At 64.0% G+C, this 21703-nt stretch carries 20 protein-coding genes and 1 riboswitch; of the genes, 10 read left to right on the forward strand and 10 right to left on the reverse strand.

Annotation, left to right across the window (positions count from 1 at the left end; genetic code table 11):
- Position 1: 1 nt before the first annotated feature.
- The 3 genes from KCX59_RS20630 to KCX59_RS20640 form a co-directional block, all read right to left on the reverse strand.
- Positions 2-1150 carry a mannitol-1-phosphate 5-dehydrogenase gene (locus KCX59_RS20630; RefSeq protein WP_179016841.1) on the reverse strand — a complete coding sequence of 383 codons (1149 nt, stop codon included), beginning with the start codon at positions 1148-1150 and terminating at the stop codon, positions 2-4.
- Positions 1150-3213 (reverse strand): PTS mannitol transporter subunit IICBA, encoded by a 2064-nt coding sequence (locus tag KCX59_RS20635; RefSeq protein ID WP_178993658.1) that lies wholly within the window; start codon positions 3211-3213, stop codon positions 1150-1152. The genes KCX59_RS20630 and KCX59_RS20635 overlap by 1 nt, the downstream gene beginning before the upstream one ends.
- Positions 3214-3279: 66 nt before the next feature.
- Entirely contained in the window at positions 3280-4002 is a 723-nt protein-coding gene (locus KCX59_RS20640; RefSeq protein WP_017198635.1) for a TetR/AcrR family transcriptional regulator, read from the reverse strand.
- A 129-nt stretch (positions 4003-4131) separates the two neighbouring features.
- On the opposite strand from KCX59_RS20640, the gene ptsP reads away from it, so the two are divergent.
- From ptsP to KCX59_RS20670, 6 genes are all read left to right on the forward strand, one after another.
- Positions 4132-5832, forward strand: a complete 1701-nt coding sequence (gene ptsP, locus KCX59_RS20645; RefSeq protein WP_179016839.1) for a phosphoenolpyruvate--protein phosphotransferase — start codon at positions 4132-4134, stop codon at positions 5830-5832.
- A gap of 30 nt (positions 5833-5862) precedes the next feature.
- Entirely contained in the window at positions 5863-6141 is a 279-nt protein-coding gene (locus KCX59_RS20650; RefSeq protein ID WP_089596564.1) for an HPr family phosphocarrier protein, read from the forward strand.
- Positions 6142-6254: 113 nt separating this feature from the next.
- Positions 6255-6674 (forward strand): helix-turn-helix domain-containing protein, encoded by a 420-nt coding sequence (locus tag KCX59_RS20655; RefSeq protein ID WP_178993664.1) that lies wholly within the window; start codon positions 6255-6257, stop codon positions 6672-6674.
- Between the two features lie 18 nt (positions 6675-6692).
- Entirely contained in the window at positions 6693-7358 is a 666-nt protein-coding gene (locus KCX59_RS20660) for a maleylpyruvate isomerase family mycothiol-dependent enzyme (protein WP_179016837.1), read from the forward strand.
- Positions 7359-7417: 59 nt separating this feature from the next.
- The gene (locus KCX59_RS20665) at positions 7418-8176 is read left to right on the forward strand and encodes an alpha/beta fold hydrolase (RefSeq protein ID WP_179016873.1); all 759 of its coding nucleotides are present in this window, start codon (positions 7418-7420) and stop codon (positions 8174-8176) included.
- A 151-nt stretch (positions 8177-8327) separates the two neighbouring features.
- Positions 8328-8591, forward strand: coding sequence for a DUF6480 family protein (locus KCX59_RS20670; RefSeq protein WP_370629160.1), 264 nt, complete (start codon positions 8328-8330; stop codon positions 8589-8591).
- A 61-nt stretch (positions 8592-8652) separates the two neighbouring features.
- On the opposite strand, the gene KCX59_RS20675 is transcribed toward KCX59_RS20670, so the two are convergent.
- Positions 8653-9723: an ATP-dependent DNA ligase gene (locus tag KCX59_RS20675; protein WP_091463708.1), complete on the reverse strand. Its 1071-nt coding sequence runs from the start codon at positions 9721-9723 to the stop codon at positions 8653-8655.
- Positions 9724-9974: 251 nt separating this feature from the next.
- Positions 9975-10121, forward strand: a riboswitch (cyclic di-AMP (ydaO/yuaA leader).
- Positions 10122-10123: 2 nt separating this feature from the next.
- Between KCX59_RS20675 and KCX59_RS20680 the strand changes: the two genes are divergently transcribed.
- The gene (locus KCX59_RS20680) at positions 10124-11608 is read left to right on the forward strand and encodes a hypothetical protein (RefSeq protein ID WP_179016833.1); all 1485 of its coding nucleotides are present in this window, start codon (positions 10124-10126) and stop codon (positions 11606-11608) included.
- A 127-nt stretch (positions 11609-11735) separates the two neighbouring features.
- Here the strand turns inward: KCX59_RS20680 and KCX59_RS20685 are convergent, their stop codons facing one another.
- The gene (locus tag KCX59_RS20685; RefSeq protein WP_179016831.1) at positions 11736-12950 is read right to left on the reverse strand and encodes a PucR family transcriptional regulator; all 1215 of its coding nucleotides are present in this window, start codon (positions 12948-12950) and stop codon (positions 11736-11738) included.
- Between the two features lie 209 nt (positions 12951-13159).
- Here KCX59_RS20685 and ald point away from each other — a divergent pair, with 209 nt between their 5' ends.
- Entirely contained in the window at positions 13160-14278 is a 1119-nt protein-coding gene (gene ald / locus KCX59_RS20690) for an alanine dehydrogenase (protein WP_179016829.1), read from the forward strand.
- Positions 14279-14425: 147 nt separating this feature from the next.
- Here the strand turns inward: ald and KCX59_RS20695 are convergent, their stop codons facing one another.
- The 3 genes from KCX59_RS20695 to KCX59_RS20705 all read right to left on the reverse strand — a co-directional run bounded on the left by KCX59_RS20695 (position 14426) and on the right by KCX59_RS20705 (position 16652).
- Positions 14426-15304, reverse strand: coding sequence for a hypothetical protein (locus KCX59_RS20695; RefSeq protein ID WP_179016827.1), 879 nt, complete (start codon positions 15302-15304; stop codon positions 14426-14428).
- A complete protein-coding gene (locus KCX59_RS20700; protein WP_179016825.1) occupies positions 15301-15852 on the reverse strand; it encodes an RNA polymerase sigma factor in 552 nt (183 codons plus the stop codon). The genes KCX59_RS20695 and KCX59_RS20700 overlap by 4 nt, the downstream gene beginning before the upstream one ends.
- Before the next feature lie 89 nt (positions 15853-15941).
- Positions 15942-16652, reverse strand: coding sequence for a hypothetical protein (locus tag KCX59_RS20705; RefSeq protein ID WP_179016823.1), 711 nt, complete (start codon positions 16650-16652; stop codon positions 15942-15944).
- A gap of 297 nt (positions 16653-16949) precedes the next feature.
- Here KCX59_RS20705 and KCX59_RS20710 point away from each other — a divergent pair, with 297 nt between their 5' ends.
- On the forward strand, positions 16950-18155 hold the full coding sequence (locus KCX59_RS20710) for a WXG100 family type VII secretion target (protein WP_179016821.1): 1206 nt from the start codon (positions 16950-16952) through the stop codon (positions 18153-18155).
- 34 nt (positions 18156-18189) lie between these two features.
- On the forward strand, positions 18190-18669 hold the full coding sequence (locus tag KCX59_RS20715) for a hypothetical protein (RefSeq protein WP_178993682.1): 480 nt from the start codon (positions 18190-18192) through the stop codon (positions 18667-18669).
- On the opposite strand, the gene KCX59_RS20720 is transcribed toward KCX59_RS20715, so the two are convergent.
- Together KCX59_RS20720 and KCX59_RS20725 are read right to left on the reverse strand one after the other, a co-directional pair.
- On the reverse strand, positions 18653-19699 hold the full coding sequence (locus KCX59_RS20720; protein WP_179016819.1) for a Gfo/Idh/MocA family protein: 1047 nt from the start codon (positions 19697-19699) through the stop codon (positions 18653-18655). The genes KCX59_RS20715 and KCX59_RS20720 overlap by 17 nt on opposite strands.
- 269 nt (positions 19700-19968) lie before the next feature.
- A complete protein-coding gene (locus KCX59_RS20725) occupies positions 19969-21696 on the reverse strand; it encodes an ABC transporter family substrate-binding protein (RefSeq protein WP_179016817.1) in 1728 nt (575 codons plus the stop codon).
- Between the last annotated feature and the right edge of the window lie 7 nt (positions 21697-21703).

The following is a 21703-nucleotide window of genomic DNA, read 5'->3' on the forward strand; positions in this document are numbered from 1 at the left end:
CTTACGCTTCGGCCTGACGATCCTCCACGAGCTTTTGGACGGCCGGGAACAGCGGGTGCGACGGCGTAAGTTCCGTGATGCGCTCGACGGCGGCAGCCGGGTCCAAGTCGGTCAGCATGTTGGCGAGCTCCACGGCTTCGTCGTCGTTGCCGTCGTCGAAACGAAGGGCCGCGGACATCGCCTCGAGCAGGGCCACCGGCGTCACGCCACGCTCGGCCAACTCCGCGGCGGGACCGATGAACCGCTCGTGTCGGCTGAGCTTCCGCAAGGGCGCCCGGCCCACTCGATTTACGGTGTCCGGCAGGTGCGGGTTGGTGAAACGGGACAGGATCTTCTGCACATAGGCCTCCTGCTCGGCCTCAACGAACCCGTGCTTGGCCACCAGCAGTTCCTTGGTTTCCTCCAGCACCGCCCGGACCTTCGCGGCAACAGTCGGATCCGCCATGGCATCGGAGATCTTCGCCAGCCCGGCCTGGTAACCGAAATACGCCGCCGACGCGTGACCGGTGTTGACCGTGAACAGCTTGCGTTCGATGTACGGGCCCAGCTCATCCACGAAGGTGGCTCCGGGGATGTTCGGCGCGTTGCCACCGAACGGCGTACGGTCGATGACCCACTCGTAGAACGTCTCCACCGTGACGTCCAGGCCCTGGCCCGGTGCTTGGTTAGGGACGATGCGGTCCACTGCGGTGTTGGCAAAAACCGCGACGGTGTCCAGCTCGCCGGCGGAGTCGTCCCAGGCCGCCCGGATCTCCGTGTGGAGGAGGTCCGTGGCGTTGATGGCGTTCTCGCAGGCCATGACCTGAAGGGGTGGCAAGTCCGCGGGCCGGGCGGCCAGCCCGCGGGCGATCACCGGTGCCACGAACTTCAGGATGTGCGGCCCCACAGCAGTGGTGAGCACATCCGCCGTCGAGATTTCCTCCACAACAGCAGCTTCCTGCGAAGCGGAATTGAAGGCACGGAAGCCGCTAACGGTCTTGACCGCCGGGTTCTCGCCCACCTCGTGGACGTCGTAGCTGCTTGCCGAGGCGAGCTGGCTGATCAGCGCGTCCGCAACATCCGCGAACACCACCTCATAGCCGGCCTCGTGAAGCAGCAGCCCCACGAAGCCACGCCCGATGTTGCCTGCCCCAAAATGAACTGCCTTCACTATGCGTTGACCTTTCCGAACAGCTCCAAAACTTCATCAACCGTGGTCGCTTCCTCCAACTGGGCCACCTGTGCCTTGCTGGTGAAGATCTTCGCAATCGAGGACAGGATGTGGAGGTGCTCATTGTTGAGGCCAGCCACGCCGACCACGAACTTCACTTGCTTGCCGCCCCAGTCGATGCCCTCCGGGTAACGGATGATGGACACCGCCGAGTGGTTGATGTGCTCCTTGGCATCGTTGGTGCCGTGCGGGATCGCCAGGAAGCTGCCCATGTACGTGGACACGGATTCTTCGCGCTCGTGCATCGCGTGGACGTAGCTGACATCAACGGCACCGCGATCCAGCAGGAGCTTGCCGGCCTCGTCGATCGCTGCATCACGGTCGGTTGCAGAGCCGTTCAGGACCACGCTTTCGCGGAGCAGGACACCTTTACCTTCGGCGGCTTGACCTTCGACGGCGGCAACCGGCTCGGCGACATGCGCACCGTGGCCGGCGGCTACTGAAGTGGCGGCGGCGGTGGGCTGGGCTCCGGCGGTGGATTCCGCCGTCGTGCCTGTTTCAGCTGCAGCGCCTTCACTGTTGCTGCTCCGAACCAGCTCAACAATGTCGTCGTACTTGGGGCTGTTCATGAAGTTGTCCACCGAGAAGTGAACGGCGCTGGCCGTCCTCGGCTGCGCCCGTTCGGTCAGGTCCTGATGCGTGACCACAACGTCGTAGCTGTCGTTGAGGTTGGCGATGGCCGAGTTGGTGACCTTGACCTCCGGGAAGCCGGCCGCCTTGATCTTATTGCGCAGGACCGAGGCGCCCATGGCACTGGAACCCATCCCGGCGTCGCAAGCGAACACGATGTTCTGGACGGGGCGAGTGAGGACGGTACCGGCCTGGGCACCAGCGTTGTTACCGGTAAGTGCCGAGGAGACGGAGCTCTTCTTGCCCTTCATGGCCTCCATGCGGGACGTAGCTGCGGAGAGGTCGTCCTCACCCTTGTTCTTGGACGTGCGCAGGATGACTGCGGCAATGAGGAAGGACACGGCCGTGGCCAGGATGACGGCAAGAATCACACCAACGTAGCTGTCACGTGACGTCTGGGCCAGCACCGCGATGATGGAACCCGGCGCGGCAGGAGCAACCAGGCCGGAATTGGTGATGGCCAGGGTCGCGATGCCTGTCATGCCACCACCAATGGCAGCGAGGATCAGGATGGGCTTCATCAGGACATACGGGAAGTAGATCTCGTGGATACCACCGAGGAAGTGGATGATCGCAGCACCGGGAGCCGACGCCTTCGCGGCGCCGCGGCCGAAGAACATGTAGGCCAGCAGGATGCCCATGCCGGGCCCGGGGTTGGCTTCGAGCAGGAACAGGATGGACTTGCCCTGTTCCAGCGACTGCTGGATGCCAAGTGGAGTGAGCACGCCGTGGTTGATGGCGTTGTTGAGGAAGAGGACCTTGGCCGGCTCGATGAAAATGCTGGTCAGTGGCAGCAGACCGTTGTTGACCAGGAACCCCACAACGGCACCGGCGCCGTCAGTGAAGCGCTGGACTACCCAGGAAAGGCCGTAGAAGCCGCCCAAAGCCAACAACGCGCCCCATATGCCGGCAGAGAAGTTGTTGACCAGCATCTCGAAACCGGGGCGGATCTTGCCGTCCCACAGGGCATCGATCTTCTTCATGGTCCAGGCACCCAGCGGGCCCATGATCATGGCCCCGATGAACATCGGCGCGTCAGTACCTGCGATGACGCCCATGGTTGCGATGGCACCGACCACGCCGCCCCGGACGTCGTAAACCATCCGGCCGCCTGTGTAGGCGATCAGGATCGGAAGGAGGTACGTGACCATTGGACCGACAATGCCCACGTTGGGATCACCCTCGGCGTTCGTGCCGAAACCGCCCAGTTCCGCGACTGGAATCCAGCCCTTCTCGATGAACAGGGCCGTGATGAGGCCCCAGGCTATGAAGGCGCCGATGTTGGGCATGATCATGCCGGACAGGAATGTTCCGAACTTTTGGACACCAACGCGCACGCTGGTGCGGGGCTTCGCAACTGTCTCTGTTGCCATGTGAATTCCTAACGTGTGTCCCGCGGCGGCGCGGGGTCAGTCGATATAGATCGAGAGAGCGCAGCCTTAGGAGCTGCTGGAAATGCGGTGAAGCCATTCAAGGAAGAGCTTCAGTTCAGAGCTGGAAAGTTGGTCCGAATGCGAGGCCTGCAGTGCCGCATTCAGGGCGATTGCCGCAACAACTACCGAGGACTTACCGGAGTCCTCCGCTGCGGCGCCACGGGCGGTGTCCGTGGAGACGGCAAAAATCATGGAATCCCGGGTCATGGTTGAGAGCTCGAGATTCCGTTCCTCCACCGGTTCAGCGATCAGCATGAGCGTGACGCCCACGTTGGCCGCAAGGATGCTCCGCGCTGCTTCCCGGGGCGGCACGTTGATCTGACCGGCGATGGCGGCCTTGTTCAGCATCTCCTCCAGAAGCGCTTCAGCATCGGCCACGATTGCCGGGCGACTCTCCGGCCTGATGTTGCCGAACATGACCAGGTAAAGATGGGGTTGGCTCAGCCCGAACTGAACGTGGTTATCCCACATTCGCCGGACGTCTTCCAAGGGCTCCCCGGACGGCGCAAAATCCCGCTCCCCCGCCACATACTCTTCAAATCCGGCTGATACGACGGCGTCGAACAGGCCTTCTTTGTCGCCAAAGTGGTGGTAGAGCGTTGGCGCCGTAACCCCGGCAAGCTTGGTGATCTGGCGCGTCGAGACTGCTGACCCCTCCGAATTCGCCAGCAATTCGGCAGCTGCGCGAAGCAACCGAATTTTAGGCGGAAGCTGGTCATCGAAACTCATAACCGCTACCCTAGCACCTATAGCGTTGCTATATGAAGTGGCTCACAAAGGAATTTTGTAGGCTAGTTTTCGAGGCTCCCGGTGCCGTCGCCGGAGGGCCTGAACCAACAAGCAGGAACAGAGGATTCAGTGCAGAATTTCCAAGGAGTAGGGGTAAGCCCTGGCCGTATCATTGGTTCCGTCCGCCAGATGCCCAAGCCGGTGAGTGAGCCGCCGTCGGGAGATCGATTGGCTGCGGACGTGAGCCCGGAAGACGCCGTCGCGGGCTTGAAAGCGGCTGCGCAAGCCGTCCATGACGAACTCAAGGGACGTGCGGACAGCGCTTCCGGCGACGGCAAGGCCGTCCTCGAAGCCACAGCCCTCATGGCCAAAGACACCATGCTCCTGAAATCCGCGAGCAAGCTCATCAACGCCGGCTCCTCTGCAGAGAGGGCCATCTGGGAAGCCGGCGCGTCCGTCTCCGAAATGCTGCACAACCTGGGCGGCTACATGGCCGAGCGTGCCACCGACGTGCTCGATGTCCGCGCCCGCATCGTGGCCGAACTTCGCGGCGTTCCCGCTCCCGGCATTCCTGCCTCCGACACGCCCTTCATCCTGGTGGCCGAGGACCTCGCTCCCGCCGACACCGCAACACTGAATCCCGCGGTGGTTCAGGCGCTGGTGACCTCAGGCGGCGGCCCACAGTCCCACACGGCCATCATTGCGCGTTCGCTCGGCCTGCCCGCCGTGGTTGCAGCCCATGGTGTTGACGACATCGCGGATGGAACCGAAGTGTACGTGGACGGCGCGGCTGGCTTCATTGCCGTTTCGCCCACCGACGAGCACCGTGCGGCCGCTACGGCCTGGGCGGAAACCTCCGCCACCCTCGCCGAATTCGACGGAAACGGCACGACGGCGGACGGCCACTTGGTGCCGCTCCTCGCCAACGTCGGTGGAGCCAAGGACGCCGTGGCAGCTGCCGCTTTGGGTGCCCAGGGAGTGGGCCTGTTCCGCACGGAGTTCTGCTTCCTGGAGCGCGACACCGAACCCTCCGTGGACGAGCAAGCCGCAGCCTACAAAGCCGTCTTCGACGCGTTCCCGGGCAAGAAGGTGGTCCTCCGCACGCTTGACGCGGGCGCCGACAAGCCACTCCCCTTCCTCACGGATGCCACCGAGCCCAACCCAGCACTGGGTGTCCGCGGCTATCGCACCGATTTCACCACGCCAGGCGTCCTGGAGCGGCAGCTCGAGGCCATCGCCCGGGCAGCCGGGGAGTCCGAGGCAGACGTTTGGGTCATGGCCCCCATGATCTCCACGGCCGCCGAAGCCGGACGGTTCGCCTCCCTGTGTGCCGCCGCCGGAATCCAAACGCCGGGTGTCATGGTGGAAGTTCCCTCTGCCGCGCTGACCGCCGCCACCGTGCTGCGCGAAGTCGGTTTCGCCTCTTTGGGCACCAACGACCTCACCCAGTACGCCATGGCCGCCGACCGCCAACTCGGCCCCCTCGCCGAACTCAACACTCCGTGGCAGCCTGCCGTGCTTCGGCTCGTGCAGCTCACCGTCGAAGGTGCGGAGCAGGAAAGCTCTGGTCGCGAAGGTACTGCCAAGCCCGTGGGTGTCTGCGGTGAGGCAGCCGCCGACCCGGCCCTCGCCGTCGTACTGACCGGCCTGGGCGTCACCACACTGTCGATGACCGCGCGCTCCTTGGCCGCCGTCGGGACTGTGCTGAAAACCGTCACCCTTGAGCAGGCGCAGGAACTCGCACAGCTCGCTTTGTCTGCGCCGAGTGCCCTCGAAGCCCGCGACTGGGTCCGCGCCAAGCTCCCCGTCCTCGAAGAACTCGGCCTCTAACCTCTGTTTGTTTCCGTCGAAGGAGAAACCATGCCCGAACGCACAGCCACCATCGCCAGCCGCTCCGGCCTGCACGCCCGGCCTGCCGCCCTGTTCGCGGAAGCCGCCGGCGAGCAGCCCGTGGAGGTCACCATTGCCATGCAAGGCGAACCTGCCGATGACGCGCTCGACGCCGCCAGCATCCTTTCGCTCATGACCCTCGGCGCCGCTAAGGGCGACGTCGTTGTGCTGCGGGCCGAGGGCGACGGAGCCGACGCTGCGCTGGACGCACTGGTGAAGCTGCTGGAGACGGACCTGGACGCGGAGTAGTTTTTGCCGGGCGGCCGTTTCGATGGTTCCCTGCCAATAGTGCCGTGCGCACGGCACTGCCCGCAGGGAACCCCCGAAATGGGCAGCCCACCCGCACAGGCTAGGCTTCTGCCATGGCATTGATAGCTCCCCGCGTCACGGCTGGCCTCCCCGCCGATGACGCCCGGAATCTGGCGCGCTCCCTTGAGGACAGCAACGACATCACCGTGTTCGTGGATGGCACGGTCCACCGCCTACCGACCCAGGCGAGGGACGCCGTCGTCGATCTCCTCGCGAGACTGAGCCGCGGCGAAACGGTGACGGTGAGCAGCGTCGAGGAAATGCTCACCACATCGCAGGCCGCAGAGCTCGCGGGCATCTCTCACACCTATCTGCGCAACATGACCGACCGCGGCGAGATCCCCGTGGAGTACCGGGGAACGCATCGTCGGATCCGGCAGGCTGCCATCATGGCTTGGCTGGAAACGCAGAAGAAGAGGCAGCAGGCCGAGGCGAGCGCAGGAGCTGACGAATCCACCGATTCCCACGGCTAGCCGCCCCGAGTCGCCAGCATGCTGTTCAATAGCGGTATGGCTTCAAGCAAACCTTCCACCGTCTGGCCCGTGGTGCACCATGAACGCCGTGCCCTGTTGCAGGATTTGGATCCGCTTCCGGCAGCACAATGGCAGACGCCGTCGTTGTGTGCCGGTTGGAACGTGCACGACGTCCTTGCTCATGTAATCGACAGCGCCAAGACGACGAGGTTGAACTTCATCCGCCGGCTGATTGCCTCCCGAATGGACTTTGACCGTGATAACGCCGTAGGTGTGGAGCGCGAAAAGACACGAGAACCTGCGCAGACGTTGAACGGGCTGCGCGCGGTGCTTTCGCGGACCTCGGGCCCGCCGGCAAGCTTGGCTACCCGGCTGGTTGAGGCGTTCGTCCACGGAGAGGATATCCGGCGCCCTTTGGGGATCCACCGCGACTACCCCGCCGAGCACGTGGCCACCGCCCTTAGCTACCAAGTGAAGACCGCCACCAAAATGGGTGGCGGTAAGGAAATCGCTGAGGGCTGGCGCTTGGTAGCAACTGACACGTCATTCCGCCATGGCAACGGTCCGGTTGTTGAAGGCTCCGCCCTGGCCCTGCTGTTAGCCGTCTCCGGTCGGCCCATCGGAGCCCACGAAGTGAGCGGGCCAGGGGCTCCCGTGTTCCTGCAGCGCTTGGAGAACCAGTGAACGCGCTGGGCAAGGCGCGCTCCAAAGCGGCAACACTCCTGTCCGCCGACGTCGACGTGATGGGCCTGACCGGACGGATTCTCTGGACCGAGGGCACGCCTCTGCCGGAACAGGGCGCAGAGCCCCGGAATGAGCCGGCATACATCTTGATTCACGGCATTGGCGTGTCGCATCGGTACCTGGCGCGCTTGCATGGAGTCCTGGCCTCGAACGCGCCTACCTATTCGTTGGACCTGCCCGGTTTTGGCGGCACACCCAAGCCCGGCCGCCAGCTGTCCGTGGAGGATTACGGCGCTTTCATTGCCGAGGCACTCAAAAGCTGCGGCATCGATTCCTATGTGCTGGTGGGCCACTCGATGGGCGCCCAATTCGCCATAGAAGCGGCCTTGCATGCCCCGGAGCAGGTCCGGCAGTTGGTGCTGATGGGGCCGGTGGTCGATTCACGGCACAAGAATGTGTGGCGGCAGTCGCTTGCCCTGTCCCTCGACGGAGTACTCCGCGAAAGCCCCACGTCCAACTTGATAGTCATCTCCGACTACATCCGTTGCGGCCCGCGCTGGTACCTCACCGAATTGCCGGTCATGATGAGCTACCCCACGGAGAAACGGCTCGCCGGCGTCCACGTGCCAGTGCTGATTCTGCGGGGCAGCCGCGACCATGTGGCAGGACCGGACTGGGCGCTGCGGCTATCAAGGGCAGTCGCGCAGGGGCGTTTGGTGGAGATTCCGGGGGTCGGGCACGTGGCGCAGCACATGCGCCCCAAGGCTGTGGCGGATGCCATCCGGAGCTTTGTCACCGCCACGACGGCCCACCGTTGAGCACTGAGGCACGACGCCGGCCCCTGAGTTGGGGTCCCTTGTTGGGTTGGGTTGCGGGCTCGGTTTGTTGGCTCATCTTGTTGGGTTAGCCGGTCCCGGTTAGGCTGGCGGAGCATGCACATTAGTAAGTTTGCTTACGAAAGGGCTGATCGTGACCGACAAAGACTCGAATGAGGAAACCCAGGGCTTCGGCGCCACCGGCGCTACGGGACCGTACGACACTACGTCCGATGCCGACAGCATCCACGAGGATCCCGACATGCGCCAGGATGAGGACGAGGACCCCGCCGCATCCGCCAACCCCGATCCCCTCGACGGCAACGTCACTGGCCTGGAGCCGGGCGGCGGAGTCCCTCCCGGAGAAACCCCGCCGGCCGAGGGCAGCATGAGCAGCGATCAAGGCCACGAGGAGTAACACAGTCGCCAACCCGCGGCTCCGTTGGTACCCAGCGACATAGCAGCGGGTTGGCAACGTCCTAGCTGTTCGGCAGCTGCAGGATCTCCCCGAGATCGTATTCAGCGGGCTCCTCCAGTTGCGAGTACGTGCAGCTCTCGGGGGTCCTGTCCGGCCGCCACCTACGGAACTGCGTGGTGTGCCGGAACCTATCGCCTTCCATGTAGTCGTACTTCACTTCGATCACGAGTTCGGGGCGCAGGGGCACGAACGAGAAATCCTTGCCCCCGCTCCACCGGCTTTGCGCGCCGGGCATGCGTGAACCCCCGGCAGCTTCGTCCTGGTTGGCCCACTCACCCCAGGGATGCTCGCTGAGTTCGACTTGATACGGCTCAAGCTCGGCCACCAGGGCCTCCCTCCGGGCCATGGGGAACGATGCCACCACTCCCACGTGATGCAGGCGGCCAGTGTCATCGTGAAGGCCGAGCAGCATCGAGCCAACAACCTTCGCGGTCTTGTGCCAGCGGAATCCGGCCACCACACAATCCGCCGTGCGCTCGTGTTTGGTTTTGAACATCACGCGCTTGTTGGGTTGATAGGCCCCGGTCAACGGCTTGGACAGCACCCCGTCCAGTCCCGCGCCTTCCAATTGCACGAACCATTCCTGCGCCCGCTCGAGATCCGTCACTGCGGGGGTCACATAGACAGGCGGCTCGGCCTTGGCGAGCGCACGCTCCAAGATGGCGCGGCGCTCGGAGAACGGCTTGTCCATGAGGTTCTCGTCGCCCAGCGCCAGGATGTCGAACGCAATCATGGAAGCCGGAGTCTTCTCGGCGAGCATCCTCACGCGGCTGTCGGCGGGATGGATCCTTTGCTGGAGTACCTCGAATTCGAGCCTCTTGCCCTCGATCAGCACGATCTCGCCGTCGATCACGCATTTGTCCGGCAGGTTCTTCCTGAGAGCCTCCACCACTTCGGGGAAGTAGCGGGTCATTGGCTTCTCGTTGCGGCTGCCCAGGATGATCTCGTCGCCATCCTTGAAGACGATGGTCCGGAATCCGTCCCACTTGGGTTCGTAGTGCCCAACATCCGGGATGGTCGGAACGGATTTGGCGAGCATGGGCGAGACGGGTGGCATCACAGGCAGGTCCATAGACAATGTCTACCTGCCGGTGCACCGCGAAGCTAGTGTTAGGCCATGGATATCTCGCTCGATCCAGAGGATCCAGCATGAGTTGCCGACTCCCTCACCGGCACCGAAGCCTAAGTCATAGAAACCCCTCGGTTGGGCAGGCCCTACCGCCCGTTACATTAATGTGACTTTACTTTCCGGCTCATGTACCGTCGTAGAGCGACCCGTATGTCCGCTGGGCCGCTTCCGGATTGACGCCGAGCTCTGCCGCAATCCGGGATCCGCCAGACCCGCGGCAGAGGCGGGGGACCCACAGTTCCCGGGCTTGGTATCCAAGTCCTCGGGGTGAAGCCGCTTAGGCGGCCGGACGGCCTCGTCCGAACCCGACAGCTAACCTCGAAGGCGTTGAGAGGCAACCACCATGTCCCCAACCATGGATCAGCCGCGCCGCGCCCACACTGAAGGCGAGCGCACCAAGCCAACCGGACGCCGTCGGGCCCAAGCCAGCGGATTCCCCACCGGAAACCCAGATGACACTGGCGCGACTAACACTGAAGCTGCTGTTACAGGCACGGTTATCACAGGCACGACGCCGGAACCCGCCACCGCGGCCATGCCCACCACGGCGGCGCCTGCCACTCGTGCGGAAATTCGTGCAGCCGAGCGGGAGCGTGCAGCCCTTGCCGTGATTGCGCCTGAGGCCTCGGCCCCACAGCCGTCGCCCGAACCGTCCGAGCAGGCGGAACCCATGACTGCCGCGATACCTACTGTTCAGCCAGCGGCTCGGAGGTCGACCACACCGGGACCCCCTACCGCGGCGATCCCCATTGTGGCCCCGGCAAGTGCGCCCCCTGCCATTGCGCCTCCTGCTGGTGTGGAGCCGGATCCTCAGGAGCTGAGCGCCCAGGAGCCCGCAACCGCAGCAATTCCAGTGGTGCAGGCTTCAACGCCGGAACCTGCCACGACGGCCATTCCGGTAGTGCCTTCCCGCGAAGCATCCACGAGCACCCCCGAAGCCGCCGAGTCACCGAGCAACGACTCGCCCCGCACCGAGTCCCTGCAAACCGAGTCACCTCGGGGTAAGTCTCAGGCGCAGCTTGCTGCCGCGGCAACGGCGTCGGCAGCACTGGCAAGCCGCAAGGATGTTCGCCGGCAGGCTGCCGCACCCGCTGCGGCACCCTCCGGGGCCAGGTCCAGCGTGGGGTCCACCTCTTCCTTCGGCCGCGAACCCCACGCCGCCCTTCGGAAAGCAGCGTCGGTGAAGCACATGAGCCAGCGCATGGCCGTGGTTGCGGGCGCGCTTGGACTAGTACTGACGGCCGGGACGCTCGGGCAAGCCCTTGAGCTTCCGTTCTTCGGTCAGGAAACTCCTGCGCATGAAGCCAGCGGTGCCGACAGGAATTCGGGCTCCGCAGCCCCTGCACCCAGTGCCTCGTATTCCACGGCTTCCGCACCATCAGCGTCGTCGCCATCAGCCTCGTCACTTGCCACAGCGTCCTCGGAAGCCGGCCAGCCCGCGACATTAGCCGAGGCACCCACGGCCGGGTCGTCGTCGCCGGCTCCGACCCCGAAGGTGTCCCTTGCCAACCCGGTTTGGGTTCCATCGGCTGTCCCCTCCTCAGTCCCGGCCGTCCCTGGGGTGACAAGCCCAGCCCCCACCCAGCCAGCTCCCGCGCCGAGCGAGGTGCCGTCGGACACGGTCACCACACCGCCCACGACTCCGACGCCCACAACCTCACCGACCCCGACGGTCACACCAACGCCGACGCCGACGCCCACACCAACGGAAACTGCAACCCCGACGTCCAAGCCCCGGCCGAGCAAGCCGCAGGCCGCCTCGGCTCCCCAGCCCAGCGAATCTGCGCTTCAAGACATCCTGGACGCAGCCCAGAAGGTCCTCGGTTGAGCACCCGCCTGCCCCGTACCTCCACTCACGCGGGGTGGCATAGCCGGTACTGCAGCAGCAGCAGGACTGCCGCTTTCCGTCGCCGGATGGGACGTTGGAGCTGCCAGCGTTTGCGGCGCTCGTAGGCTCAGATCCGCGGCCGCCCGGCCCAGCGCCGCGCCTTCAAGGCCGCATGTAACTCGAGCCGGATCGCGCCACTCAACGGATCAGCACCGATGAGTTGGCGGATCCGGCCGAGCCGGTTGTAGATGCTGCTCCGGTGGAGGTGAAGTTTGGCGGCGACGTCCTGCACCGAGCCGTCATTGTCATAGAGCAGTTCCAGGACAGGCAGGAGTTCGCCGTTTTTGTCCTGGTCCTCAAGGGCCTGAAAATGCACCGATCCTGTGTCATCCCAGCCTCCGGGTGCCACCAGACGATCGAAAAGTTGATAGACACCAACGGTCCGGCTGTCCACGAGCTCACCTAGCGGGAGGTCCACGGCGGCCGCCTGCGCAGCAACCTTCGATTGACGGTAAGCGTCCGATAGCTGCCGGATGACTTGGAAGGGTTCACTGATGCCCAGGATCACCCTGTCCACCTTGCGGCCAGCGCGCTTCGCAAGCTCCAGTTGATAATGCACCAGCACCTGGGCATGGTCTGCCCGGCCGCCCGACTCGCGGAACAGGACCACCGAATGCGTCTCCGTTCCGGCGCTGAACAAGGCGGCGTTGACGCCGATAGTGGACTGCAGCGCCGCTGATCGATGCGTCAGGGTAGCGGCAATAGGATCGACGTCGGACCTCGCACCATCCGGGTCGAGTATGGTGACCAACTGCCACGGACCGCGCCCCTGGATTTCCTTCCAACCCGCGACGGCGGCCACAGCGTTCGATTCGCCCCCGCAGGCTGACAGAAACTCCTGTTCACGCCTTCGCCGGAACTCCGATTCGGCCGTATTGGAATCAAGGAGCAAGCCCGCCAACAGGTCCAGCTCGTCCCGCACGCCGGGCAGTTCGGCGAGTATCGCCGTCGCACTCTGCTCTTCAAGGTCCAGCTGCACCCACAAGTACCCCACACGGAAACCGCGGACCAAAAGTGGCACGCAGACGCGGCCCAGCATGCCGAGTTCGTCGTTGGCAGGAACGACGACGGGTCGCACCGCCGTGGCGATGCCATGAGCGAGTTGCCAGGCGCTGACGTCGCCGGGGACCCGCTTGCTGAGGAGGAAGTTCACGCGAACGCGGTCGGCGTGGGACTGGTTGGAGCTATAGGCGAGAAGAACGCCGTCGAGATCTTCCAGGGACAGTCCGCGGCCCAGCTTCAAGGCAACGCGTTCAACGATCTGTTCCACGTCCTGCAGCATCTGTAAAGCGTACCAACAGCAGGCGACACTTGACGCTCCAGTGCTCGACAAATGTCGAGCTGGCTGGCAAAAGATCCCTGGATTTCCGGACTTTCCGCATGAGGGCGGCCCCGGGTCCATGTCGCCTGCCTCACAGCCGGATCTATTCTGGAATCACAGCCCGCAACACATTTTTCGGCCGAAGAGGCCGCTAACGATGGAGCCCACACATGATCATCGGTGTCCCCAAAGAAATCAAGAACAACGAGTTCCGCGTAGCCATCACGGCAGCCGGTGTCCACGAGTTCCGCACCCACGGACACACCGTTCTGGTTGAACGCGGCGCAGGCCTCGGCTCGGGCATCACCGACGAGGAATACTCGATCGCCGGCGCCGAAATCGTCAACGAAGCAGATGACGTCTGGGCCCGCGCGGACATGGTCATGAAGGTCAAGGAACCCATCGCGGCCGAGTACCACCGCTTCCGCAAGGGCCTCATCCTCTTCACCTACCTCCACCTCGCCGCAGAGCCCGAGCTCACCGCCGAGCTCATCAACTCCGGCGTCACGGCCATCGCTTACGAAACCGTTCAGGAAGGCCGCAACCTTCCGCTGCTCGCCCCAATGTCCGAGGTCGCAGGCCGCCTGTCCGTCGTGGTTGGCGCTTCCTCGCTGATGGCTCCGGCCGGCGGCAAGGGCGTCCTCCTCGGCGGGGTACCGGGCGTGCGCCCGGCAAAGGTTGTTGTCCTTGGCGCAGGCGTTGCGGGAACCAACGCTGCCGCCATGGCGCTGGGCCTCGGTGCTGATGTCACCATCATGGACATCAACATCAACCGGCTGCGCGAACTGGACGCCCTCTACCAGGGCCGCCTGAAGACCGTTGCCTCCAACGCCTACGAGATCGAGAAGTCAGTTATCGACGCAGATCTGGTGATCGGCTCCGTCCTGATCCCGGGCGCCAAGGCTCCCAAGCTGGTCACCAACGAACTGGTTGCCCGCATGAAGCCCGGCTCGGTTCTGGTGGACATCGCTGTTGACCAGGGCGGCTGCTTCGAGGACACGCACCCCACCACCCACCAGGAACCGACGTACAAGGTCCACAACTCGATCTTCTACTGCGTTGCCAACATGCCTGGCGCTGTTCCGAACACCTCCACATACGCACTGACCAACGTCACCCTGCGCTACGCCGTGGCACTGGCCAACTTGGGCGTCAAGGCCGCCTTCGACCGCGACCCCGCCCTGGCTGCCGGCCTCAATATCGCCGCAGGCCACGTGGCGCACCACTCCGTTTCCGAGGCGCACAACCTGCCCCTCGTCAACGACTGGCACACGCTGGTCTCCGCATAGCTTCAAGCTCGACGGCGGGGTGCGGCTTCCACGCGAAGCCGCACCCCGCCGTCGTGGTTTAACGCGCCGAGATGGCACTTAACGCCAATGTTCGCGAAGAACATTGGCATTATGTGCCATCTCGCGGGGAGGTTTGGGGCCTGGAGACTAGGGCTTTCCGGGGAGCGACGGGATCAGCTCCGAGGGAACCGGGACGGGGACGCCCGAAGGGCCGAGCTTTGAGGGATCAATCTTGGAAGGGTCGATCTCCGGTGGGGTCACAGGCAACCCGGGCGGTGTGGGGATGACGCCGTTGCCGGGCTCCCTGTGCGACGGAGCCTTAGGTGTGTGCGGCGACGCTCCACCGGGCTGCGGCTCAGGAGCGGGAACCACCGGGATGCCCGGCGCGGCGGGCGTCGGCTGGGGTACGACCGTCGCAGGAGCTTGCTGCGGCTCTTCCCCGACAGGCAAGGGCTCTGGGCTGGTACCGGCTGGGGCATCGGGCTGGGGGGCACTGCCGGAACCGGGGTTTAGTTGCGAGACCACCGAACCGATGGCTGCCCCGAGGTGCTGGAAAGCACCCGGCAGGCCGCCCTCGGAAGCGACGGCAGCGGTCGCGCCGCCAGCCAAGGACACAGCTACGGCGAGGCCTGCGATGGCCGTCCGACGCTTCTTCCGACGCCGGGCGGCAAGTTCGTCAACAGGCAGGTCGTTCACAGGCAGGTCGTTCGCAGGAGCGGATTCCGCAGCAACCGTGGCGAGTACCGCCGTCGGTGCACCCCCTGACGCCGCCGGACCGTCCGCCGTCGTGATCCTCTGAGTGGCTGTGATCTGCTGGGTGGCAGTACTCTGCTGGGTGGCTGCGGACGGGCTGCTGACCATGAGCGCGCGGACTGCTGCGGACGGCAAAGGGGCAGTGTTCGCCAGGGAACGGAGCTCGAGGAGTTCAGTGCGGAGGTCGGCGTCGCCTGTGAGGCCGGCGTCGGCCAACAGGAAGTCGATTGCCTGCTGGTCATGACGTCCGCGAGGCGTATGTTGTTCGCTCATGATGTGCCGTTCCTTAGTAGTGCACGCTTCTTCAGTGCACTCAATGCCCTGCGCTGTAGCTGCTTGACGGCTCCCTGGGACTTGCCCATGATCGCCGCCGTATCTTCCACCGACACGTCGGCGACGACCCGGAGGGCCAGAACCTCCCGATAATCGTCGGGGAGGTCGTCCAAAATTTCAGTGACGCCCAGGCCTGCAACCCGTCCGAAGGCCTGGTCTTCGGCCGATGGCGACCGCCGCGCGTCCAGGTCCGGTTCATACGGCGTCGCGTCGGGCGTTCGTTCGCGTTTGCGATAGTGATCCACCATCCGCGCATGCGCGATGGAGAACAACAGGGTTTTTGCCCCTTGCAGCCCGCCGTGGAGCGCTTCCAGCTTCGGATACAGGGCGAGGAAGACGTCCTGCGTCACGGCCTCCGGGTCGTCCACGCCCCGTGCCCGGAGGTAGCCAAACACCGGTCCGGCGAAGTTATTGTAGGCAGCCGTGAAGAGCAGGGCGGGATCGTCCTGATCCGCCTGCACATATTCATCAGCCAAAGGGTCAAGCACCCGTGGATGCCTCCGTCCCACACACTACGTAGCGGGGCTCCCTGTCCTAAGCCAAGGAGCCCCGCCCTTAAACCGTAACCGCTGCTTGCTTAGCGGACAGAATCGAGGGGTGCAGCCGGAACGTCGGTGGGTACCTGTGTCGGCAGCTCAGGGGTCGCGGGGACGGCAGGCACTGCGGGGACAGCGGGCGTCGCGGGGACGGCAGGAACTCCCGGCACAGCGGGCACTGCAGGAACAGCAGGCGTTGCCGGCAGTTCGGACGTCACGGCAGCATCGACGTCGGCCTCTGCCGTCGCCGAGCCGTCAGCCTTCAGGCCGGCAGCCTTACCCGCCTCCACCACAGCCTCGCAGTGCGCCTCCACCTTGGCCTCGCCACCGGCAGCAATGGTCAAGGACTCGAAGCCGGGGACCTTGGCGTCAGACTTCAGGCCGCCATTGAGGAGTGCGGTGCAGAGGCCAAAAGCCTCCGGGGAGGTGGCGTCTTCCACCGTTGCTGTGGCATCGGACACGGCGTCGGCGGCCTTGGCCTGGCCGGCTTCAGCAGCCTCGGTTGCAGTTGCCTGCGCGGTCTCGACGGCGTCAGTTGCCTTGGTCTTGGCGGTTTCGGCTGCATCGGCTGCTTCAGCGGCCTTCTCAGCAACAGGGGCCGGTGCGCCAACGAGGTCATGCGCGGATTGCTGGATTCCGGTGGGAAGCGCGCCATTGAAGGCAGCGACGCCGGTTCCACCGGCAGCTACAGCTCCGGCAGCCAGGACGCCCGCGGCGACTTTGCTGGTGGCAAGGATAGTGAACAAGGACATGAAACCCTCCGACAAACGATTTTGGGATTGCCCCGGCCGCGGTTGGGTCGCGACCGGATGATCAGCGTGCGGACGTGGCCCGCACTCCCCTTACATCGTTCGCGGCGTCGGTGAGGTTACGCGTTGTCCAAAATTCTTTTTCAGGGCTTTGGCGTGCTGCTCTTTATCCACACTGGTTAGAGGTCCCCATGGCCGCGTCCGACGTAGCCAACTATGCTCAGGAAACGCCTGGCCCGATGGATGCCCGGCGATCGACATATCACTACGTCAGGGGATACGTATGGGGTTGGGTACCTAGTGGGACAGGGATTGGTGGGCGCGGACGTCGGAGATCTCCGACGACTTTCGGCCGTGATGGACTCCGAGGCGGAGAAGATCACCAAGCTTCAACAACAGCTCAATGCGCTGATTCAGAACGGCAACTTCTGGCGGGGGAATGACGCCGACCAGTTCAGAAGCCGGTGGCAGAGCGACCTGCAGGGACGATTGGGAGCAGCAGCTGCTTGCCTCCGGACCAACGCCCGCGCCCTGAAACTCAACGCCGAGCAGCAGGAACAAGCCTCCACGGGCAGCCCCGGAGGAGGGCTCAAGGGGGGACCTTCCACAGGGCAGGGAAAGAGCACCCCTGGGGCACCCGGGTTTACTTTTGATCCCACCAGCTACGGCCCTGTCACCGTGGAAGGCAGCGGTTCAATCGACAGTCAAGCAACGGGCGAAACCCACGGCTCCGTTGGTCCCGGCGGCATCGCGTTCGGAGGATCCGGCAAGGCGTCCACCGGAGGTGAAATGACCTGGACGGCAGAGACCGGGTTCGGGCCCGGCACGACAACTATCACCAACGAAACGTTCGTCGGCGCTCGCGCGGATGGCGAGTTCGAGGCCAGTGTGCCATTCGGACTCGGACTTCCCAATGCCCACGTTAACGGTGAAGCATTCGCTGGCGCGGAAAACGTCACCACAATACGATCCGACTTCTTTGACGGCTGGGTCAGCAACACCTCCACTACGCGTGCAATGACTGGAGTCGAGGCGAGCGCACACGCCAACGCGAGCAGCCCCTTTCTGTTTTCGGCTGGTGGTGAAGGCTTCGCGGGTCAAAAACTCACCGTGGACAACAAGACCGAGTTCGCTGGCGGGCTGTTCGCCTTGGGGCAAGGTGGAGAATTCCGCGCCGGGGCCTGGGCCAGCGCCGGCGAAGGCGAAATCAGCGTCAAAGGCCGCGATGTCTCAGGCACTGCGTTCAGCGCAGGAGCGGGTGCGGAGCTGACAGGGAGCCGGTATGTCGAAGTCCTGGGCCAAACACTGACGTTCAACGCGACGGTGGCCGCCGGAGCGGGTGAGGGGCACTTCTTTACGGCTTCCGTGGATGAAGACGGGCTCACTCTGGGCGCGGGAGCCAAGCTCACCGCCGAACTGGGACTGGGTGCGGGTGGCCAGATCACCCTCAGCCCCAAAGGACTAGTGGATTCCGTGACCGGATTCGTCGACTTCCTGAACAACTGACCTTCGCCACCACACCACCGCCGGAAAGGCTCCAATGTCGCAACAGGTTTTCCCGTCCGCATCTTTCCCCGCCTACCCCACCATCAAACTCAATCCACCATCCGGTTGGACACATCAAGTGGTCCCCGATGCCTTGGGTGCCCTGATGGCCCCGGCCGCCGAAGGTCGCTACACGGCAAATGTGGTGATCTCCGTGTCCCGCCGCTTGCCTGGCTACCAGCTGCGGGATATCGCGGCATCCGTGGACTCGTTCCTGGACGCCCTGCCGGACGCCGTCCTGCTCGCCACGGAGCCAGTGGTTATCAATGGCCGGGATTGGCACGTGCGCGAGGCACGCTACACGCACCCACAGGCAGGTTCGCTGGCGCAGTTCACAGCCGTCACGGTGGTCCACCAAGACGCCGCAGCTGATGTCGTCCAGCTGACCGGGAGTTGTCAGCCGATTGAAGACAATGGCGATCTCAAGGCCATCTATTCGCTGGTTGCCAGCGCGGACGTTACGCCAGCGCCCTAGCCTGCTCAATCAGCTTCAGCACCGCAACGGAGTCGGCCGGATCCACCGGTACCGGAAGTGCGGAGGCGGTGCCGCCGCCGTCGAGCTTTTCCGCCAGCATGCGGTAGAACTCGGGGTAGGCGCCTCGCTCCGTGGGGATGGTGGTGCGCTGCCCGTTCGCTTCAAACGTACCGTGGTTTTCTGGAGGCTCGACGCCGTACTCCGCGTCTGTAGGCAACCCACCGCCCAGCACGTAGGGCTCCTGTGGGTCGGTGCCGAACTTCACGAAGCCACCTTCCGTGCCGAGGACGCGGAAGCGCGGGCCATGAAGGTGGCTGTTGAGGTTGATGGTGACGTGGCTGACCACGCCCGACTCATGCTGGAGTGCCAGGAAGACGTCGTCGTCGGCGCTTTCCTGTGGGCGGCGGGCCGTGATTTCTGCGAAGGTGACGGTGGCCGGCCCAAAGAACCGGAGAGTGAGATCGAGGACGTGGGTGCCGAGATCGAACAGGACACCACCGCCGTCTTCCGCCGTGGCACTGGCTTTCCAGGCCTTGGCGATCTCCGGCGCCCAGCGCTCCATGCCCACCTCAAACCTGGTCACGGTACCCAGCGTTCCGGCGTCGAGCAGTTTTTTCACGGTGAGCGAGTCACCGTCCCAGCGCCGGTTTTGGTACACGGTGAGGACGCGGCCCAGCTTCGCAGCCAGCTGAATCAGCTCCTCGCCCTCGGCACTGCGGACCGTGAACGGTTTATCGACGACGACGTCGAGCCCGGCTTCCAGCGCAGCTTTCGCCAGGGGGAAGTGGGTTGCGGGCGGGGTGCCCAGGACGACGAGATCCAGTTGGTCGGCCCGCGCCAGGATGTCTTGAGGGGTGTTGACGATCTGCGTTGCCGGGTAGCGCTCTTTCGCCTTCGTCTGGCGCGCCTCGTCCGAAGTTGCGATGACGGCTAGCTCGTACGCGGGGTTGCTGGCGATGAAGGGCGCGTGGAAGACGCTGCCGGAGAGGCCAAAACCTGCAACGGCGGTACGGATCGGCTGGGAAGTCATGACCCTAGGCTACCGATCCTCTCTCACGTAATAGCCCTTTCACGCCAACCCCCTATCACCGGGTGAGCGAGCGTCGGGGTGAAACACCCGGGAGGTGAGCGAGCGTTGGGGTGAAACACGCGGGAGGTGAGCGAGCGTCGGGGTGAAACACGCGGGAGGTGAGCGAGCGTCGGGGACGGCGAAGGCCGGGAACCTCCCGAACCCATTCCAGGTTCAAGGAAGTTCCCGGCCTTCAGGAAACTACACTTCAGGAAACTACTGCTGAGGGGCTACTTCTTGGCGCCCTTTTCCCAGCCGAGGGTGGTCCAGTCCGGAACGTTCGAGAGGCTCTTGAACAGGGACGGGCCGTAGTTGGCCAGGCCCTTGTGCACGAACTGGATCTCAGGGCCGTTCAGAAGGACTCCCATGGAGTAGTACTTCTCCATGTGCTTCTTCTCCACCTCCATGGCGGCCTTGTTGCGTTCGGTGTCATCGGCAATAGTGGAGAGACGCTTGATCTCGGCGTCGAGCTCAGCGTCGCCCAGACCATTCTCGTTGGTGGTGGAATCGTAGAACTGCTTCACAGCGTCAGTGGCATCAGCACCTACGGTGTAACCGGAGATGGTCAGGTCAAAGTCGCGGGTTCCAACAACCTTGCCAAAGTCTGCGTCACCTCGCTGGTCGATAGCGACGTCCATGCCTGCGGCCTGAAGCTGCTTCTGCAGGGTTTGGGCGGTGGCAGCCTGGGTGGGGTCGTCACCGAAGTACGTGACCTTGAAGGACACGGGAACGCCGTCCTTTGCCATGATGCCCTTGTCGTTGGCCGTGTAACCGGCGTCCGTCAGGACCTTCTTGGCAGCCTCGGCGCCGGTTTCCTTCACGGGGTAGTTGTCCTGGTAGTACTCGGAGAACGGCATGAGCATCATGGAGCCCGAGCTCTCCTCGGACCAGTTCAGGCCGTTGAAGCGGACGTCGCGGATGGCCTTGCGGTCGACGGCGGCGAAGACCGCCTTGCGGACGGCAACATCAGTTAGTGCAGGCTTCTTTGCGTTGATGTTCAAACCACCGGCGAACAAGCGCTGGCCGCGTCGAACATCGGCGTCCTTGGTTCCTTCAACCTGCTTGTAGCGGCTGAGGGTGCGAGCATCGATTGCATCAATTTCGCCGTTCTTGAAGGCCGCGATCGTTGCACTCGGTTCCATTTGGCGCCAGATGACCTTTTCGAGGACCGGCTTCTGGCCCCACCACTTGTCATTGGGAACCATGGTGACGGTCTTGGCGGTGGTGTCGTAGTTCTCCACCTTGAACGGCCCTGCCATCCATTCGGGATGCATGTTGCCGGCGAAACCGGTGTTGAAGGTTTCAGCATTGTTAATAGCAGGGTGGATCAGGCCGAAGAAGAGCGATTCCAGCGGGTAGATGGGCTGGGTGGTGGTAATGATGACTTCTTTGTCGTTGGCACCAGCCTTCACGGAATCTACGAAAACATAGTTGCCGGCGGTGACGATGTCGATGGACTTGTCTTCACCCTTGAGCATGTTCCAGGTGTTTTCGAAAGTCTTGACGTCGATGGGCGTCCCATCGTTCCAGGCCGCCTTCTCGTTGACCTTGATGGTGATGGTCTGCTTGCCGTCCTTGACTTCGCTCTTGACCTCTTCACAGAAGTCCTTGTTGGGCTCCGCCTTGCCGTTGAAATCCAGCTTCCAGCAACCGCCGATGCCGCCACTGTTAATAGCAGCAGTGTTGACCGGAGTCAGGACAGCTGAGGTATCCGCGCTGTTACCCACGTTGGAGAAGCCATTAAAATCCGGTCCGATGCTGCCCACCGCCAGCGTGACGGTGCCGCCCGGCTCCAGGTCTTTCACTTCCTTGGCGTTGACGCTGATCAGCTTGCTGATGTCACCGCCTGCTTCTTCGGCCTTCTGCGAGGCCGGACCCGACGGCGTTCCCCCGCCGCAAGCGGTCAGCGTAAGCGCTGCTGCGAGCGCTACGCCACCGATCGTCGTGTATTTCTTCATGGTTTGC

The organism is Paenarthrobacter nitroguajacolicus, from assembly GCF_051027655.1.
GTDB classification, from domain to species: domain Bacteria; phylum Actinomycetota; class Actinomycetes; order Actinomycetales; family Micrococcaceae; genus Arthrobacter; species Arthrobacter nitroguajacolicus.

What these genes read in the sequence shown, in the direction of transcription:
- KCX59_RS20635 (WP_178993658.1), bottom strand. Translation starts at nt 3,213, where the DNA reads ATGGCAACAGAGACAGTTGCGAAGCCCCGCACCAGCGTGCGCGTTGGT.
- KCX59_RS20640 (WP_017198635.1), bottom strand. Translation starts at nt 4,002, where the DNA reads ATGAGTTTCGATGACCAGCTTCCGCCTAAAATTCGGTTGCTTCGCGCA.
- KCX59_RS20650 (WP_089596564.1), top strand. Translation starts at nt 5,863, where the DNA reads ATGCCCGAACGCACAGCCACCATCGCCAGCCGCTCCGGCCTGCACGCC.
- KCX59_RS20655 (WP_178993664.1), top strand. Translation starts at nt 6,255, where the DNA reads ATGGCATTGATAGCTCCCCGCGTCACGGCTGGCCTCCCCGCCGATGAC.
- KCX59_RS20660 (WP_179016837.1), top strand. Translation starts at nt 6,693, where the DNA reads ATGCTGTTCAATAGCGGTATGGCTTCAAGCAAACCTTCCACCGTCTGG.
- KCX59_RS20665 (WP_179016873.1), top strand. Translation starts at nt 7,418, where the DNA reads ATGGGCCTGACCGGACGGATTCTCTGGACCGAGGGCACGCCTCTGCCG.
- KCX59_RS20675 (WP_091463708.1), bottom strand. Translation starts at nt 9,723, where the DNA reads ATGGACCTGCCTGTGATGCCACCCGTCTCGCCCATGCTCGCCAAATCC.
- KCX59_RS20680 (WP_179016833.1), top strand. Translation starts at nt 10,124, where the DNA reads ATGTCCCCAACCATGGATCAGCCGCGCCGCGCCCACACTGAAGGCGAG.
- KCX59_RS20685 (WP_179016831.1), bottom strand. Translation starts at nt 12,950, where the DNA reads ATGCTGCAGGACGTGGAACAGATCGTTGAACGCGTTGCCTTGAAGCTG.
- ald (WP_179016829.1), top strand. Translation starts at nt 13,160, where the DNA reads ATGATCATCGGTGTCCCCAAAGAAATCAAGAACAACGAGTTCCGCGTA.
- KCX59_RS20695 (WP_179016827.1), bottom strand. Translation starts at nt 15,304, where the DNA reads ATGAGCGAACAACATACGCCTCGCGGACGTCATGACCAGCAGGCAATC.
- KCX59_RS20705 (WP_179016823.1), bottom strand. Translation starts at nt 16,652, where the DNA reads ATGTCCTTGTTCACTATCCTTGCCACCAGCAAAGTCGCCGCGGGCGTC.
- KCX59_RS20715 (WP_178993682.1), top strand. Translation starts at nt 18,190, where the DNA reads ATGTCGCAACAGGTTTTCCCGTCCGCATCTTTCCCCGCCTACCCCACC.
- KCX59_RS20720 (WP_179016819.1), bottom strand. Translation starts at nt 19,699, where the DNA reads ATGACTTCCCAGCCGATCCGTACCGCCGTTGCAGGTTTTGGCCTCTCC.
- KCX59_RS20725 (WP_179016817.1), bottom strand. Translation starts at nt 21,696, where the DNA reads ATGAAGAAATACACGACGATCGGTGGCGTAGCGCTCGCAGCAGCGCTT.